This is a genomic window from Marinobacter sp., assembly GCF_048269445.1.
Classification (GTDB): Bacteria; Pseudomonadota; Gammaproteobacteria; order Pseudomonadales; family Oleiphilaceae; genus Marinobacter.
In genome coordinates this window covers 93,538-108,814 of sequence record NZ_JBLXIQ010000002.1, presented here as the reverse complement: position 1 = coordinate 108,814, position 15,277 = coordinate 93,538, and the positions used below count along the sequence as shown (strand labels likewise).

General features: G+C 58.2%; 15 protein-coding genes. 11 read left to right on the top strand and 4 right to left on the bottom strand.

Annotated elements, in window-relative coordinates:
- Positions 1-107 precede the first annotated feature (107 nt).
- On the top strand, positions 108-1,622 hold the full coding sequence (locus ACN0XM_RS03830; RefSeq protein WP_417565601.1) for a fumarate hydratase: 1,515 nt from the start codon (positions 108-110) through the stop codon (positions 1,620-1,622).
- 68 nt (positions 1,623-1,690) lie between these two features.
- Here ACN0XM_RS03830 and ACN0XM_RS03825 read toward each other — a convergent pair whose 3' ends face one another.
- Positions 1,691-3,145, bottom strand: a complete 1,455-nt coding sequence (locus ACN0XM_RS03825; protein WP_417565600.1) for a protein adenylyltransferase SelO — start codon at positions 3,143-3,145, stop codon at positions 1,691-1,693.
- Between the two features lie 92 nt (positions 3,146-3,237).
- Here ACN0XM_RS03825 and ACN0XM_RS03820 point away from each other — a divergent pair, with 92 nt between their 5' ends.
- The 5 genes from ACN0XM_RS03820 to ACN0XM_RS03800 all read left to right on the top strand — a co-directional run bounded on the left by ACN0XM_RS03820 (position 3,238) and on the right by ACN0XM_RS03800 (position 9,051).
- On the top strand, positions 3,238-4,176 hold the full coding sequence (locus ACN0XM_RS03820) for a hypothetical protein (protein ID WP_417565599.1): 939 nt from the start codon (positions 3,238-3,240) through the stop codon (positions 4,174-4,176).
- A gap of 12 nt (positions 4,177-4,188) precedes the next feature.
- A complete protein-coding gene (locus tag ACN0XM_RS03815) occupies positions 4,189-5,004 on the top strand; it encodes an HAD-IIB family hydrolase (RefSeq protein WP_417565598.1) in 816 nt (271 codons plus the stop codon).
- A 37-nt stretch (positions 5,005-5,041) separates the two neighbouring features.
- On the top strand, positions 5,042-6,265 hold the full coding sequence (locus ACN0XM_RS03810) for a glycosyl transferase (RefSeq protein WP_417565597.1): 1,224 nt from the start codon (positions 5,042-5,044) through the stop codon (positions 6,263-6,265).
- On the top strand, positions 6,262-8,001 hold the full coding sequence (locus ACN0XM_RS03805; protein WP_417565596.1) for a sugar phosphorylase: 1,740 nt from the start codon (positions 6,262-6,264) through the stop codon (positions 7,999-8,001). The genes ACN0XM_RS03810 and ACN0XM_RS03805 overlap by 4 nt, the downstream gene beginning before the upstream one ends.
- A gap of 81 nt (positions 8,002-8,082) precedes the next feature.
- Entirely contained in the window at positions 8,083-9,051 is a 969-nt protein-coding gene (locus ACN0XM_RS03800) for an NAD(P)H-quinone oxidoreductase (protein WP_417565595.1), read from the top strand.
- 32 nt (positions 9,052-9,083) lie between these two features.
- Here ACN0XM_RS03800 and ACN0XM_RS03795 read toward each other — a convergent pair whose 3' ends face one another.
- Complete coding sequence (locus ACN0XM_RS03795) at positions 9,084-10,109, bottom strand: NADP-dependent oxidoreductase (protein ID WP_417565594.1); 1,026 nt, start codon at positions 10,107-10,109, stop codon at positions 9,084-9,086.
- A gap of 166 nt (positions 10,110-10,275) precedes the next feature.
- Here ACN0XM_RS03795 and ACN0XM_RS03790 point away from each other — a divergent pair, with 166 nt between their 5' ends.
- Entirely contained in the window at positions 10,276-10,689 is a 414-nt protein-coding gene (locus tag ACN0XM_RS03790) for a TA system antitoxin ParD family protein (RefSeq protein ID WP_417565593.1), read from the top strand.
- Positions 10,673-11,251: an AAA family ATPase gene (locus tag ACN0XM_RS03785; RefSeq protein ID WP_417565592.1), complete on the top strand. Its 579-nt coding sequence runs from the start codon at positions 10,673-10,675 to the stop codon at positions 11,249-11,251. Before ACN0XM_RS03790 ends, ACN0XM_RS03785 begins: the two co-directional genes overlap by 17 nt.
- Positions 11,252-11,258: 7 nt before the next feature.
- Here the strand turns inward: ACN0XM_RS03785 and ACN0XM_RS03780 are convergent, their stop codons facing one another.
- Positions 11,259-12,155, bottom strand: coding sequence for a DUF1853 family protein (locus ACN0XM_RS03780; RefSeq protein ID WP_417565591.1), 897 nt, complete (start codon positions 12,153-12,155; stop codon positions 11,259-11,261).
- Positions 12,156-12,230: 75 nt separating this feature from the next.
- On the opposite strand from ACN0XM_RS03780, the gene ACN0XM_RS03775 reads away from it, so the two are divergent.
- The 3 genes from ACN0XM_RS03775 to ACN0XM_RS03765 all read left to right on the top strand — a co-directional run bounded on the left by ACN0XM_RS03775 (position 12,231) and on the right by ACN0XM_RS03765 (position 14,549).
- A complete protein-coding gene (locus tag ACN0XM_RS03775) occupies positions 12,231-12,671 on the top strand; it encodes a VOC family protein (RefSeq protein ID WP_417565590.1) in 441 nt (146 codons plus the stop codon).
- A 107-nt stretch (positions 12,672-12,778) separates the two neighbouring features.
- Positions 12,779-14,203 carry a hypothetical protein gene (locus ACN0XM_RS03770; RefSeq protein WP_417565589.1) on the top strand — a complete coding sequence of 475 codons (1,425 nt, stop codon included), beginning with the start codon at positions 12,779-12,781 and terminating at the stop codon, positions 14,201-14,203.
- On the top strand, positions 14,175-14,549 hold the full coding sequence (locus ACN0XM_RS03765) for a hypothetical protein (RefSeq protein ID WP_417565588.1): 375 nt from the start codon (positions 14,175-14,177) through the stop codon (positions 14,547-14,549). The genes ACN0XM_RS03770 and ACN0XM_RS03765 overlap by 29 nt, the downstream gene beginning before the upstream one ends.
- Before the next feature lie 46 nt (positions 14,550-14,595).
- Here ACN0XM_RS03765 and ACN0XM_RS03760 read toward each other — a convergent pair whose 3' ends face one another.
- Positions 14,596-15,129: a cold-shock protein gene (locus ACN0XM_RS03760; RefSeq protein ID WP_417565587.1), complete on the bottom strand. Its 534-nt coding sequence runs from the start codon at positions 15,127-15,129 to the stop codon at positions 14,596-14,598.
- Positions 15,130-15,277 lie beyond the last annotated feature (148 nt).

Genomic DNA, 15,277 nt, shown 5'->3' with positions numbered 1-15,277 from the left:
AGGCTGCGCCCTCTGTCGGATCCCTCGCCAAACCGATTTTCTGGTAAACTCTGGCCTCCCGATTTTTTGATGACACGACATAACGATATCAAGCTGATGAGGCGCCTATGACCACCGTAATCCGCCAGGACGACCTGATTGAAAGTGTAGCGGACGCGCTGCAGTTCATTTCCTATTATCACCCGAAGGACTTCATTGACGCGGTTCACGAAGCCTACCAGCGGGAGGAGAGCGAGGCGGCCAAGGACGCCATGGCCCAGATCCTGATCAACTCACGGATGTGTGCCCAGGGTCACCGGCCGCTGTGCCAGGACACCGGTATTGTCACCGTATTCGTGAACATTGGCATGAACGTGCAGTGGGATTGCGAACTGCCGCTGGATGAGGTGATCAACGAAGGCGTGCGCCGGGCGTACACGCATCCGGATAACGTGCTGCGGGCGTCGATCCTGGCGGATCCGGATGGCAAGCGTCAGAACACGGGTGACAACACGCCGGCCATCATCCACTACAAGATGGTGCCGGGCGACAAGGTTGAAGTGCACGTGGCCGCCAAGGGCGGCGGTTCCGAGGCAAAATCCAAGTTCGCCATGCTGAATCCGTCGGATTCCGTTGTCGACTGGGTGCTGAAGATGGTGCCGCAGATGGGCGCTGGCTGGTGCCCGCCGGGCATGCTGGGGATTGGTATTGGTGGTACCGCGGAGAAAGCCATGGAAATGGCCAAGGAATCACTGCTGGATCCGATCGACATTCACGATCTGCAAGAGCGTGGTGCCTCCAACCGAGCAGAAGAATTGCGCCTGGAGCTGTTCGAGAAGGTGAACGACCTGGGTATCGGTGCACAGGGCCTCGGTGGTCTGACTACCGTTCTGGACGTGAAGGTGAAGGACTACCCGACCCACGCCGCTAACAAGCCGGTCGCTATCATTCCAAACTGTGCGGCTACCCGCCACGCCCATTTCACCCTGGACGGCACCGGCCCCTCCCTGCAGACTCCGCCGAGCCTTGAAGACTGGCCGGAAATCACCTGGGAAGTGGGTGAAAACGTCCGCCGTGTGAATCTCGACACGGTTACTCCGGAGGATGTAAAAGGGTGGCAGCCGGGTGAAACCGTTCTGCTGTCTGGCAAGATGCTGACTGGCCGTGATGCTGCCCACAAGAAAATGGTGGACATGATCGAGAAAGGCGAGGAGCTGCCTGTGGACCTGAAGGGGCGCTTCATCTACTACGTGGGCCCGGTGGATCCGGTGCGCGAGGAAGTGGTTGGTCCGGCTGGCCCGACCACCGCAACCCGTATGGACAAGTTCACCCACACGATGCTGGAGAAGACCGGCCTCACCGGCATGATCGGTAAAGCCGAGCGCGGCCAGGTGGCCATCGATGCCATCAAGGAATTTGGCGCGGTGTACCTGATGGCCGTGGGCGGCTCCGCCTATCTGGTTTCCAAGGCGATCAAACACGCCGAAGTGGTTGCCTTCCCAGAGCTGGGGATGGAAGCCATTTACGAGTTTGAGGTGGAAGATATGCCGGTCACGGTAGCCGTGGATTCTCGCGGATCCTCCGTGCACCAGACCGGTCCGGCGGAATGGCACGAGAAGATCATCGCCGCTAAGGCAGTCTGAAAAACTGAAATTGGGGTTGAAATTGGGGTCAGATGAACTTTTCATCTGACCCCGTCTTTAATACTCCGTCAGCTCGAACAGCTGATGTTCAGATGTTTGCCCCAGTCTGGCGGCAATGCAGCGAACGCCTCGTTTTCCGGCTGCTCATCGAAGGGTCGTTCCAGTACCTTGAGCAGTGCCTTCATCGGTTCATAGTCCCCGTTCTGTGCCTCAAGGATAACCTGTTGGGCCAGATAGTTTCTCAGCACATACTTCGGGTTTACCCCGCGCATGGCGTACTCCCGCTCGTCGTGGGCGCGGGTTTCGCTCATCAACCGCTCCTCATAGCGCTCCAGCCACTGGTCCGCCACGCTGCGATCCACAAACAGATCCCTGACCGGCCCATGGCCGTTGGCATAGAGATTCGATAACGCCCGGAAGAATGCGCTGTAGTCCACATGGTGCTCATGCAGCATGCTGAAGGTGTCCATGATCAGGCTCAGGTCTCCCTCATCTTCGATTGCCAGGCCCAGTTTGTCGCGCATGTTCTGCAGGAACCGTTCGTTATAGGCGGTTTCATAGCGGCGCCGGCCCCGGCGCACATCATCCTCATCCATGATCGGGAGCAGGGCGCGAGCCAGGTACTGGCAATTATCAAAGCCCACCTGCGGCTGGCGGTTGTAGGCGTATCGACCGGCCTGGTCGGTGTGATTGGAAATATAGCCGGCGTCGAAATCGTCCAGGAACGCATAGGGGCCATAATCGAAGGTGTCTCCAATGATCGACATATTGTCGCTGTTCATTACGCCATGGCAGAAGCCGACGGCCTGCCAGTCTGCAATCATGCGCGCGGTGCGTTCGACCACTTCCTCAAACCAGCGGGTGTAGCGTTCGTCATCCGGCAGGCTGATCAAATGTGGAAAGTGCAGTGAGATCACGTGCTCGAGCAGGGTTTTGACTGTTTCTGGCCCTTCATGATGGGCCGCAAACTCGAAATGACCAAAGCGGATATGGCTCTGGGCCACCCGAACCAGCGCTGCGGCGGTTTCGATGGATTCCCGGCGAACCGGGTCTTTGGCACTTACCATGAACAGGGCGCGGGTGGTGGAAATGCCCAGGCCGTGCATGGCCTCACTGCAGAGGTATTCGCGGATGGTGGAACGCAGGACGGCCCGGCCATCGCCGAAGCGGGAGTAGGGGGTCATGCCTGCGCCTTTCAGGTGCCAGTCCCAGCGGCGGCCGTCCGGCCCCGTGGTCTCCCACAGCAAAAGGCCCCGGCCGTCGCCCAGTTCAGGGTTGTAAACGCCAAACTGGTGGCCGGTGTATTTCATTGCCACCGGGTCCATCCCTTCAAGCAACTCGGTGCCTGCGCCCACACCGGTCCAGTCTGATTCAGACGTGGCATGGAAGCCCATCTGCTCAGCGAGCTTGTAATTGAAGCACACCATCTTTGCGCCCCTCAGGGGCGAGGGCTGGACCCTTGTGTAAAAGCTGTCCGGGAGCTCCAGGTAGCGATGCTCTACTCGAAAACCGTTGCTACTCATAAAACGCCTATACTCCCATTGGTACGAATTCTGCTGATATGAATTCTACTGAATCTTTTTTCAAACCATCTGTGCAAACCGGGAAAACCAACGTGTCTGACCGATCGCTCGAACAAACCATCAAGGACCTGATTCAACAGGAAGGTCTGCCTGAGACTTACGCCCAAACCGTGGAGCAGACCATTGTGCCGCTGGCGGACCACATCCTGGCTCTCCATGATACGGAAAAGCGCCCGGTCGTGGTGGGCATCCACGGTGCCCAGGGTACCGGCAAGTCGACGCTGACCCTGTTTCTGCGGGAGATTCTGGCCCGGCACCGGAATTGTCCCACCGCCAATTTTTCCCTGGATGATATCTACCTTACCAGAGCCGCGCGCCAGGACCTTGCCGAACGGATTCACCCCCTGTTCAAAACCCGGGGGGTGCCTGGCACCCACGATGTTGCGCTTGGGCAACAAGTGCTGGACCAGCTTCGCTCCGCCGGTCCCGACGACAGAACCCCGATCCCGTCATTTGACAAGTCCCGGGACGATCGGGTTCCAACCGACGGCTGGCCTGCTTTCTCCGGCCGGGCGGAGGTGATTCTGATTGAAGGGTGGTGCCTGGATGCCCGGCCGGAGGATGAACAGTCCCTGCGCTCTCCGATCAACCGTCTGGAAGCGGAAGAGGACCCTGATGGAACCTGGCGGACTTATGTTAATGAGCAGCTGAAAGGCGAGTACCGTGATTTTTTCAGCCAGATCGATTGTCTGGTGATGCTCAAGGCCCCGTCCATGAAGTGTGTTCTGGAGTGGCGCAGTCTTCAGGAGAAGAAGCTGGCCAGGAAAACCCGAAGCGCACCAGAGGAGGGCAAGTCGGATTTTGGCGCACAGGGTTTGCGCATAATGAATGACGACGAAGTCGCCCGATTCGTCATGCACTACGAACGGGTCACCCGGGCCTGTCTCGATGAAATGCCGGGCAGGGCTGACGTCCTGATCAATGTGGCCGAGGATCACTCCCTTGGCGTCCCAAAGTTCCGCGCAGATTAACGGAGACCCGCCATGGCCAGACCCAATTTGCTCATTTTTTCAGACCTCGACGGCACTTTGCTTGATCACGACGATTATCGCTGGCAGCCGGCCGGCCCAGCGCTGGCGAAGCTCCGGGCGGCGGGGATTCCCCTGGTGCTCAATTCCAGCAAAACCCTGCCGGAAATCCGGGCGTTGCGGGAGGAGCTGGGCAATACCGATCCCTTTATTGTCGAAAACGGTGCAGCGGTCATCATTCCACCCAATACCTTCGGCAATGCCGATGAGGAAGTGGTGAATTTTGGTGCAACCCGGGATCGGGTGCTCGAAGTGCTCGACGCCCAACGGAAAGTGGGTGCGCAGTTTCGGGGCTTCAATGACATGAGTGCCGAAGAGTTGGCCGGTGAAGCAGGTCTCGATCCGGCCGCGGCAGAGCGGGCAAAACAAAGACTGGGCACCGAGCCTCTGATCTGGCTCGGCACCGAGGAGGCGCTGGCCGAATTTGAAGCGGCACTGGCAGACGAAGATCTCCGGCTTGTGCCGGGAGGGCGCTTCCTCCACGCCATGGGGATTTTCGACAAAGCCGATGGGGCCCGTTTCTTGCTAAATAAATATCGAGAGAAATACAGGGAGCGTTATGGCGAGCATCCGTTGGTAGCCATTGCCCTTGGTGACAGCCCCAACGATCAGCGAATGCTCGAATCGGCGGATATACCGGTGGTGATCCGGGGCGTAAAAAGCGAAGAAGTGAAGTTACCTTCGGCAAAGCACGCCATGCGCTCCCTCAAGCCCGGCCCTGAAGGCTGGAATGAGTGTGTGCTCAATCTCCTGTTTGAGTACGGGTATTGACCTGTTTGAGTACGGGCATAATAAGAGGAGAGCCGCCATGGGCGACTTTTACCAGAATGGCATTGTCACCACCCTCCATAACCTGGTTCGCCGCCCGGTGGAGGACCTCGAAGCGGAGTTAATGAGCTTTCGCAAGGCCCGCCCCATGTCCCTGGTGCTGCCGTCGCTCTATTCCGAACTGGAAGGCCCGGCCCTGAAGAACATCGTGGCTGAGCTCGGCAAGGTGCCGTATCTGGATCAGATTGTGATCGGCCTGGACCGGGCGAACGAATCGCAGTACCGCCACGCCCTCGAGTATTTTTCCGAGTTACCCCAGAATTTCAAGGTGCTCTGGAACGATGGGCCGCGCTTACGGGCCATTGATCTCAAACTCCGGGAGCAGAATCTGGCACCGACGGAAATGGGCAAGGGCCGGAACGTCTGGTACTGCTTCGGTTACGTGCTGGCCTCCGGGGTGAGCAAGTCCGTTGCACTGCACGATTGCGACATCCTCACCTATTCCAGAGACCTGGTAGCGCGGCTGATTTACCCCGTGGCCAATCCTGGCTTCAACTACATGTTCTGCAAAGGCTATTACGCACGGGTGGCGGACAGCAAAATGAACGGCCGGGTCAGCCGCCTGCTAGTGACGCCGCTGATACGGGCCCTGAAAAAGGTGTGCGGGCCCAACGATTTCCTGGATTACCTGGACAGCTACCGCTATCCGCTCGCGGGTGAATTTTCGTTCCGTACCGATGTGATCAACGATTTACGCATTCCCAGCGACTGGGGGCTGGAGATCGGAGTGCTTTCGGAAATGAAGCGCAACTACGCCACCAACCGGCTGTGCCAAGTGGACATTGCCGATGTCTATGACCACAAGCACCAGGAACTGTCCCCGGCGGACGCCAGCAAGGGGCTCTCAAAAATGAGCGTGGACATCGCCAAGGCTCTGTTCCGCAAACTGGCCACCAATGGCGAGGTCTTCTCCAACGAGAAGTTCCGGACGCTCAAGGCTACGTATTTCCGGATAGCCCTGGACTTTGTCGAGACCTACCAGAACGATGCGATCATCAATGGTCTGAGCTTTGACCGGCACAAGGAAGAGAAGGCGGTGGAGCTGTTCGCCCAGAACGTGATGCGGGCCGGCGCCTACTTTCTCGACAACCCCATGGATACGCCTTTCATTCCCAGCTGGAACCGGGTGACCAGCGCCATTCCGGATATTAAGGAACAGCTGCTGGAAGCGATCGAGCTGGATAACGAGGAATTCCGGCCATGAACCAGCCCCTGAAAGCCAAACTGATGGCCATGCTGGAGGGGGTTTATCCGGAGCTGGACTGCGGTTTCCTGTCGGAAAAGCTGCTAACTGCCATGGGGCTGGCGCCTGACCAGAAGCCGCCTCCTGCCCATCAGAACAACTGGGACGAATCGGATGTGGTGCTGATCACTTATGCCGATTCCGTGCAGCAGCCGGAGGAAAAGCCCCTGGTGACCCTGCATCGGTTCCTCGGCGACTGCCTGGCCGACAGCATCTCATCCGTTCACATACTGCCGTTTTTCCCTTATAGCTCGGACGATGGTTTCTCGGTGATGGATTACCTGGCTGTCAACGAATCCCACGGCAGTTGGGAGGATATCGAACGGATCGCCCGGGATTACAAGCTCATGGCCGATCTTGTCGTCAACCACATGTCGGCCCGCAGCCGGTGGTTCGAGAACTTTCGAAAGCGTGTGGAGCCGGGCAAGGACTATTTTTTTGAAGGCAATCCCCGGGATGATCTGAGCGCCGTGGTGCGCCCCCGTACGTCACCGCTGTTGAATCCCGTGCAGACAGACGATGGGGAACGCTACGTCTGGTGCACGTTCAGCGAAGACCAGGTGGATCTGAACTTTGCCAACCCGGAGGTGCTGATCGAGTTCGTGAGCATCATCCGGCAGTACCTGGAGCGGGGCATCATCCTGTTTCGCCTGGATGCGGTGGCGTTTCTCTGGAAAGAACCCGGTACCCCCTGCATTCATTTGCAGCAGACCCATGAGCTGATCAAGATAATGCGTTTGCTGATGGAGCATCACAGCCCGGATGTCGTGGTCATCACCGAGACCAACGTGCCCAACCGGGAAAACCTGACCTATTTCGGCAACGCTAACGAAGCCCATGTCATCTACAACTTTTCCCTGCCGCCGCTGCTGATCAACACCCTGGTGACCGGAGACTGCAAGCACCTGAAAACCTGGCTGATGAGCATGCCACCGGCGCAATTGGGCACCACCTACCTGAACTTCATTGCCTCCCACGATGGTATCGGTATGCGCCCCACCGATGGCCTACTGACCGACGAGGAAAAGCAGCGCCTGATCAATACCATGGATTCCTTCGGCGGCAAGGTATCCTATCGCCGCACGGCCGATGGCCGGGACCAGCCCTACGAGATCAACATCGCCCTGTACGATGCCCTGCAGGGTACGGTGGAATCCGGCAGGGATCACTGGCAGCTGCACCGTTTTATCTGCGCCCACACCGTTATGCTGGCGCTGGAGGGGATTCCCGCTTTCTACATCCACAGCCTGCTGGCCACCGAGAATGATCTGGAGCGAGTGGAGCACACCGGCCGGCTGCGTTCCATCAACCGCAGCCAATGGAAGCTGGACGATCTGGAGCGCAAGCTTGAAGACCCGCTAAGCCATCACAGCAAGGCCTTCCACGAGCTGAAACGATTGATCGCCATTCGCCGCAAACAGCCGGCGTTCCATCCCAACGCGACACAGTTCACTCTGCACCTTGGCCTACAGCTCTTCGGTTTCTGGCGCCAGAGTATGCGGCGGGATCAGTCCATCTTCTGTATTCACAACATCAGCGATGACGTTCAGCAGGTAACTTTAAGTGATATTAACCTGATTGGTACCGACCACTGGCAGGACCTGATTTCTGGTATGAAGGTCGATGATCTGTCCGGCTCGATCACCCTCAAGCCCTACCAGAGTGTCTGGTTATCCAACCGGGATATTACTGTCTGATCATCTGGTAACGTCATTTGTGCAAAGCTCGAAAAACATAGGGTATCCTGTGGCCATACGAGCAAGGCTGAGACGTCAGACATGAACAAAGCGATCAAGGTAACCGGGGGCCACCTGAGCTGGGAGCCCTGGGAAGGGCCGGGTGAGCCGCCGGCGGACCATGTTGAAATCGAAGTGGTCTGGACAGCGATCAACCGTGCGGACCTTATGCAGCGGGCAGGAGTTTATCCGCCTCCGCCGGGTGCCTCGGACATCCTGGGCCTGGAAGTCAGTGGCCGGATTGCCTCAGTTGGCAAGGGAGTGACCCGCTTTCAGCCCGGTGACGAGGTGTGTGCCCTGCTGACCGGCGGCGGTTACGCCACCCGAGTCGTTGTGCCGGACGTTCAGGTGTTGCCAATACCCAAGGGCCTGACTCTTGAGAAAGCGGCGGCGATTCCGGAGGTGTTTGCGACGGCCTGGCTGAACCTTTACCACGAGGCAGCGCTGAAACCCGGTGAACGAGTACTTCTGCACGCGGGCGCCAGCGGTCTGGGCACCGCTGTTATTCAGCTCGCCACGGCATTTGGCAACCCGGTCTTTACAACTGCGGGCGATGACGCCAAATTGCAGACCTGCCGCAACCTGGGTGCCAGCGGTATCTGGAACCGCAACGAGGGTTCCTTTGTTGCAGCAGTTAAAGGCTGGGGCGGCGTGGATATGGTGTTGGACCCGGTCGGCGGCAGCTATATTGCGGACGACCAGAAGGTGCTGAATGTCGACGGTCGCATTGTGCTCATCGGACTCATGGGCGGTCGAACAGCGGAAGTGGATTTGGGCATCATGCTGCTCAAGCGCCAGCGGCTGATCGGCTCTACGTTGCGCTCACGCACCGTCGAAGACAAAGGGGCGGTGATGCAGGCCCTCTATCGGCGTGTATGGCCGCTGCTCAGTGCCGGCCAGATCGAACCGCTGATTGACAGCAGTTGGCCGATTGAGCAGGTGGAAGACGCGATGGCCTACGTGGCCGAGAACAGGAATACCGGAAAGGTGCTCCTGAAAATCTCAGACTGATCCCGCAGGCCTTCGCATTTCTTCAATTGCAATCAGTCTGCGATATGGACCAGTTGCTTGCCGAAATTTTTGCCTTTGAGCATGCCCTTGAAGGCATCAACGGCATTTTCCAGGCCTTCGGCAATCGTTTCCCGGTATTTCAGTTCACCGGAGGCTACCCCTGAGGCCAGGATGTCGGTGATTTCCTGATGTTGGTCTTGCCACTCGGTCACCAGGAAAAAGCGGTGCTCGGGTACCGGGTCAAGTGCCTTGAGCACATGGAACGGGGTTTCCACACTGGCCATGTCGGCTGCATTGTACGCAGATACAAAACCACAGATAGGCACCCGCGCGCCTGGATTCAGTAACGGGGCAACGGCGCGCGTTACGGCACCGCCCACGTTTTCGAAGTAAATGTCGATACCAGCCGGGCAGGCGTCTTCAAGATCCGCTTCGAGATTGCCCGCCTTGTAATCAACACAGGCGTCGAAGCCGAGTTCATTAACCACGTAATCGCACTTCTCGGGGCCACCAGCAACGCCCACAACCCGACAGCCTTCTGACTTGGCGGTCTGGCCGACGACCGTGCCCACGGGGCCGGACGCCGCAGAGACAACCACGGTTTCTCCGGCTTTGGGTTTGCCCACATACATAAGGCCACAGTAGCCTGTGCGCCCGGGCATCCCGGCGACGCCCAGGTAAGCCTGCAAGGGCACGTTGTCGCGTTCCTGAATCTTGTACACCATCGGGGCATCCGCAGGAAAAGTAACGTACTCCTGCCAGCCGGAATAACAGGTGACCAGATCCCCGACCTTCAGCCCGTCTGACCGGGATTCCACCACCCGCGCAACACTCTCGCCAACAATGGGCTCATCAATACCAATGGGGTCCATGTAACCCTTGGCATCGTTCATGCGGGGGCGCATGTAGGGATCCAGGGACAGCCAGAGCACCTGGGCAACCACCTCGCCCTCACTGGGAGATCGAACCGGGCGGTCTTCCAGTACCAGATTGCCTTGCTGAATCTCACCTTGTGGACGCTGTTTGAGCACAACGGCTCGGTTTCTGTATTCGCTCACACGTTATCTCCGGTTGCATAATGAAACCAGATTAGGGTGCAGGAGAACGTTGCGCTGGTCAACCTCCCATCTTTTATACCGAGGCAGCAGCACTTTCCAGTTGTTGCAACCCGCAACAATCGTGGTAATCTGTAATAAATGCGAAGACACACCTCAGGAGGCCACCATGACAACCGCTGTCCGTCTCGACGATTCTCTGGTTCGACACGCAGCTGCCGAGGGTGCGGTTCACAGGCGCTCAACGCCCAAGCAGATCGAGTATTGGGCCGAGATTGGTCGGGCCGTTGCCGGTGAGGTGAGTGCCGAGGATCTGATTGCCATCGCGCAGGGTATTCGACAGGTGCGGGTTGAGCCAGTGGTGGCAGAGTCGGTCACTAGTGATGATCTGTGGGCAGAGGTGGATCGGGCCCGTGAAGGCGGCGAGTTGAGTCGGTCCATTGCCCGGGGGCGCACTGTGTATCAGGTCTCTGGTGATAAGCCCGGTTATCTGGAGGCAGTTTATCCGGATGGCTCCCGAGAAGTCGGGCAGTTCCGCAACGGGCGTTTCGAGGCTCTGAGTGACCGTGACAACGCAGCCTGAGCTCTGGCTGCTGGTTGGCGGTAACGGGGCCGGCAAGACGACCTTCTATGAGCGGTTTCTGGCTCGTCGGAAAATTCCTCTGGTGAATGCCGACAATATTGCCCGCAGCGTGTGGCCGGATGCGCCCGAGAAACACAGTTATGAAGCTGCACTGATTGCCGAGAAAGAGCGGTTCCGGTTGCTGGAAGAAGGCCTGAGTTTCTGCTTTGAAACCGTTTTTTCTCATCCGTCGAAGGTGGATTTCGTGGGAGCAGCCAAAGCGGCGGGTTTCCGAATCCGGCTGTTTTATTTTCACCTGGAGTTGGCGTCGTTGAACAAGGCCAGGGTCGCGTCTCGTGTTGAATCTGGAGGGCACACTGTACCGGAGGCCAAGATCGAGGCTCGTATTCCGAGAACTCTGACGAATCTTCGACAGTGTGTAGGACTAGCAGACGAGCTGCACCTGGTTGATAACAGCAGTCTCGAGCAACCCTATGTAAGGGTTGCGGTTTGGGAAGAAGGGCAGTGGCACTGCTGCCAGGCGGCCTTACCGCAGTGGGCGAAGGATCTTATCGACGCTTGACCGGCCGCTAGGGCCAGTTGTCAGGCACCACAAATGACCGGTCGGTTTCCTGCCAGAGGCCGGTGCTTGAATCTCTCTTGAGGTTAGCGAACAACAGAGGAACGGCGTGGCGCTGGATTGTGTTCAGCGCAGCTAAGACATCGTCTGTTTCGGGCGCCTCACTCTGTCGCCAGGGCCCAATCCAGTGCGGCTTGTTCAGTACCACCCAGCCGGCAATGTCCGAGCTTTTGAGCTGCGAGAGATAGCGCCAGCGTCCGCGGAGGTGACTGGCAGGCACATAATCGGGAACGGACACTTCCTGATCGCGTGGATAGAACAGGTAACCGGGTATGAAGATTCGTGGGGTCACCGGCCCCGTGATGTTGGCCTCGCCCATTAAGGTCCGGGCCTCCGGCAGGTGGGTCCGCTGGCTTTGTTGGCGCAGCATCCTGTCGGTTTTCAGGTCCAGCCGGTCTTTGGCGTTGGGTCCGTACCACAGGGTCTTCCCATGCGGTTCGGGAACCCCCAGGTAATATTTGATGGCAATTTCGTGGTGCTCTATCCGGTCATCGGTGAGGTTGTGGACCACAAAATCCAGTTCTCCGATGGTTCGTCCGTTCGACTGTATTTGCCGGTTCTGCAGAAGAATGGTCCAGCCAAGCAAGTCCTCCAGCAACACCCGGTAGAGTCGCTCGAAGTAGAAGCCCAATCGCTTCGGAGGCTTCTCTCTCAAAAGGGCTGGTGCCGCATTGGGGTCGCAATCCCATGCGCTGAGTTTGCTGTCCAAATCTTCGGAGAGGTATCGGGCGGGCTCAAAGGTCAGTGGCGAATGTAACAGCTGAGGCGCCCGGCACAGCCAGGCAAGGTGTCGGATAGCCGGTGTAGTCAGCTCTGAGATGAGATTGTCCGCTGTTTTTGCATCCATACCGCAAGAATACCGTAAACTGAGCTCAGGGTAAGATGATGAATTCGCGATTAATCCTGTTCAGAAGGAGGCTTCATGCAATATCTCCATACCATGATCCGGGTGAGCAACCTGGACGAGACCCTTCATTTCTTTTGCGACCTGTTGGGAATGATTGAAGTCAGTCGAAAAAGCAGCGATAAAGGTCGTTTCACACTGGTGTTCCTGGCTGCTCCTGAGGACCAGGCCCGCGCCCGTGAGGATAGGGCTCCGATGATTGAGCTCACCTATAACTGGGATCCGGAGGAGTACACTGGCGGGCGGAATTTCGGCCATCTTGCTTATCGGGTTGACGACATTTACGCACTGTGTGAGCACCTGAGGGCTAATGGCGTCATTATCAACAGGCCGCCGCGGGATGGTCACATGGCTTTTATCCGCACGCCGGACAACATTTCCATAGAATTACTGCAAAAAGGCGAGGCACTTCCCACGAAGGAGCCCTGGGCCAGCATGGAGAATACCGGCACCTGGTAAGAGGTGAGACTTCGTTACAGGCGGCTAAGCATCTGCAAGTGTTACGATAGCGGCCCGTAAAACAGCGCTTGCATCAGGATGATGCATCAAGAACAAGGAGATGTTCGATGGAAGATTGGCAAGGATGCCTGGATCCCCAGTGCCAGACCGCGTTAGTGCGAGCCCGTGACAGCGTTGAACACCGCGGCGGCTCGGTGGTTACTGTTGAAGATTACCTGCTCGCCCTGCTGGATTCCGGCCCGGTGATACCCCGCTTTCTCCGGAGCCGCGGGGTGGATATGGACGAGCTCATCCGCACGATTCAGTGTGAGCAACCTATCGTGACCGAAGTCGGTGGCGAGGGCCAGTTATCGTCCCAGCTCATGTACTGGTTTGCAGCGGCGAGGGAGACCTGTGAGTCGCCTTGGCTGGGGTGGGCCCAGTTGCTGGAAACCCTGGTTCGCCACACCGAGCGGCTGCAGGGAAAGGCCTATGTGGCCGTCCTTGAGCTGGTCGCCCGCTGGCCAGACCAGACTGAGGAGCGGGAGCCGCCGCCCATTGATGAGTCTCAGAGAGCGCCAGTGGTGGTTACCGATTCCGCGTGGATTGAGCTTGCCGACGATGTGGCGGTCAGCCTCCAAGCCTCGCCTTCGGCCATGGCCTGGGTGCGTGGCGAGCGAGGTTCCGGCAAGACGGCCTGGCTGCAATCGTTGCTGTCTGCTTTTGAACAGGATTATGTCGAGCTGGACCTGAGGCGCGAAGCGGAGATCATGGCCAGTGATTTGCTGGTCCTTCCAGAGCGAGTGGGCAATGGGGAGTTCCCGGGCGATCGTTCGCGTTGGCCGGTTCTGGTGCTCGACAACGTCTCTCCCGCCGATCTGGTTGCTCTAATGGAATCGCCCGGCGGCCTGGCGTGCGCGCTGGTTCTGCAATGGGCAGGTCCCATTCTGCTACTTGGTCCGGATGAGCCCGGCACGGGCCATGGGGCGATGATGCTGCAGCACCGCATTGGCCGAACTCTGGACACCTTTGATATGCCGGTTTCAAGCGTGGTTCAGCGCAAGGCAATCCTGATCGCCCATCAGGCGGCCATCGAAAAGCGGTGGAATGTGCAGATTCCGGCGCCAGTGATTCGTTTTGTCTCTTCCCGGTACAGTCGGTGTGTCAGCACGCCGGGTGGAATGTTGCAGTGGCTGGAGCGTGCCGCCGCCCGGCTGAATCTGTTTGCTCATAGAGGGCCGACAGATGCGGTAGCCCTCTCGGGCCAGTCAGATACCCTGCGGCGCCAGTCGCTGGTGGCTTTGGCGAGGAAGGAATCGGTTGAAGACATCGAGACTTCACTTGTCGAAATCCAGCTCCAGCGCGTGGCTGCAGAAGTGGCCTGGCATGAGCGCAAGGCGGCGGGCACGCTCCGTCAGCTCTGTATTGAGGATTTGAGGCAGGAACTGGAACGCTGGGTTGCAGCGCGGCGCGGGCCGGTTCACTATGTGCGGCATTGTGGACAGCAGGATGGAGATTCAGCGGGTGCAGGACCTGGAAATTTATATTCGTGATCTGAAGTCGGGTGCGGTTTCGCGGTGGCTTGAGAGCCACGTCGATGAATTGAAACTGGACGACAGTGAGGTTGCCGGCGTGGTCAGGGGTTTCGCTCGTTATCAAGGCGAGTCGCTTCGGATAGCCCTGTATCCGGGGGCTTTCGGGAAGCGCTTTACGTCGCTGGTTATTGAGGGTGAGCGCTTGCCCTGGAACAGCGATCTGGACTGCGCCCGCAGCGCCTGGCGCGCCATGGAGACCGAGATCCGCTGCAGCCCCGGAGACTGGAAAGAAGGCGAGCCGGTTGAGGAGGAAAAGTGGTGGCGCCTGGATCACCGGGGCGAACAACAGGTCGTCTGGAACTGAAAGAGGCAGCCCGCGGGCTGCCTCTTTGTCTTCAGTGGACTGTGATTCAGTCGCTCAAGATGGAAACGTTATCGGCTTGCAGCCCTTTGTCGGCTTCCACAACATTAAAGCGAACCAGCTGCCCCTGGCGCAGAACCCGGCGGCCGCGGCCACGGATAGCGCGGAAGTGAACGAAAACCTCATCGCCACTGTCACGCACGATAAAGCCAAAGCCTTTCTTGACGTTGAACCACTTGACGGTCCCCTCTTCGTTACCTTCAGGACTGTTCTCGTCGTAGCTGTCGTCTTCGTCCTCGTCGTAGTTCTGGCTCGGTGCACGGTTGTCAGGCTGGGACCTGCTGCGCTGGCTGGCCGGTTGCTTGGCGGAGAATGCTATGGCCAGTAAGCCCGCAATGCCGAAAAGAAGCAGGGCAATAAGGTAAGCGGCGATGCCACGGGTGCTTCCCAGCGCCTCTACAAATTCGCCAACGGCAATGAGGCGAAGCGGCTCGGGGGTGAGTGACAGCAACAGGGCAAGTACCAAAGGAGCGGGAATGGCGATCAGGAGAGCAACAAGGATCGCTTTGGATGGATTACGCATTGAGTGAAATTTCTCCATTCTTATAACGCTAACGATAAAAACCGGATATCGGGTAAAATCGGGCATCCGGCCGGTGAAAACCGCCAGTTCCCCGGAAAACGGGAGCGCTGGCGGGCAAAGGCGGCATGATACCAGATTATCGCGAGCG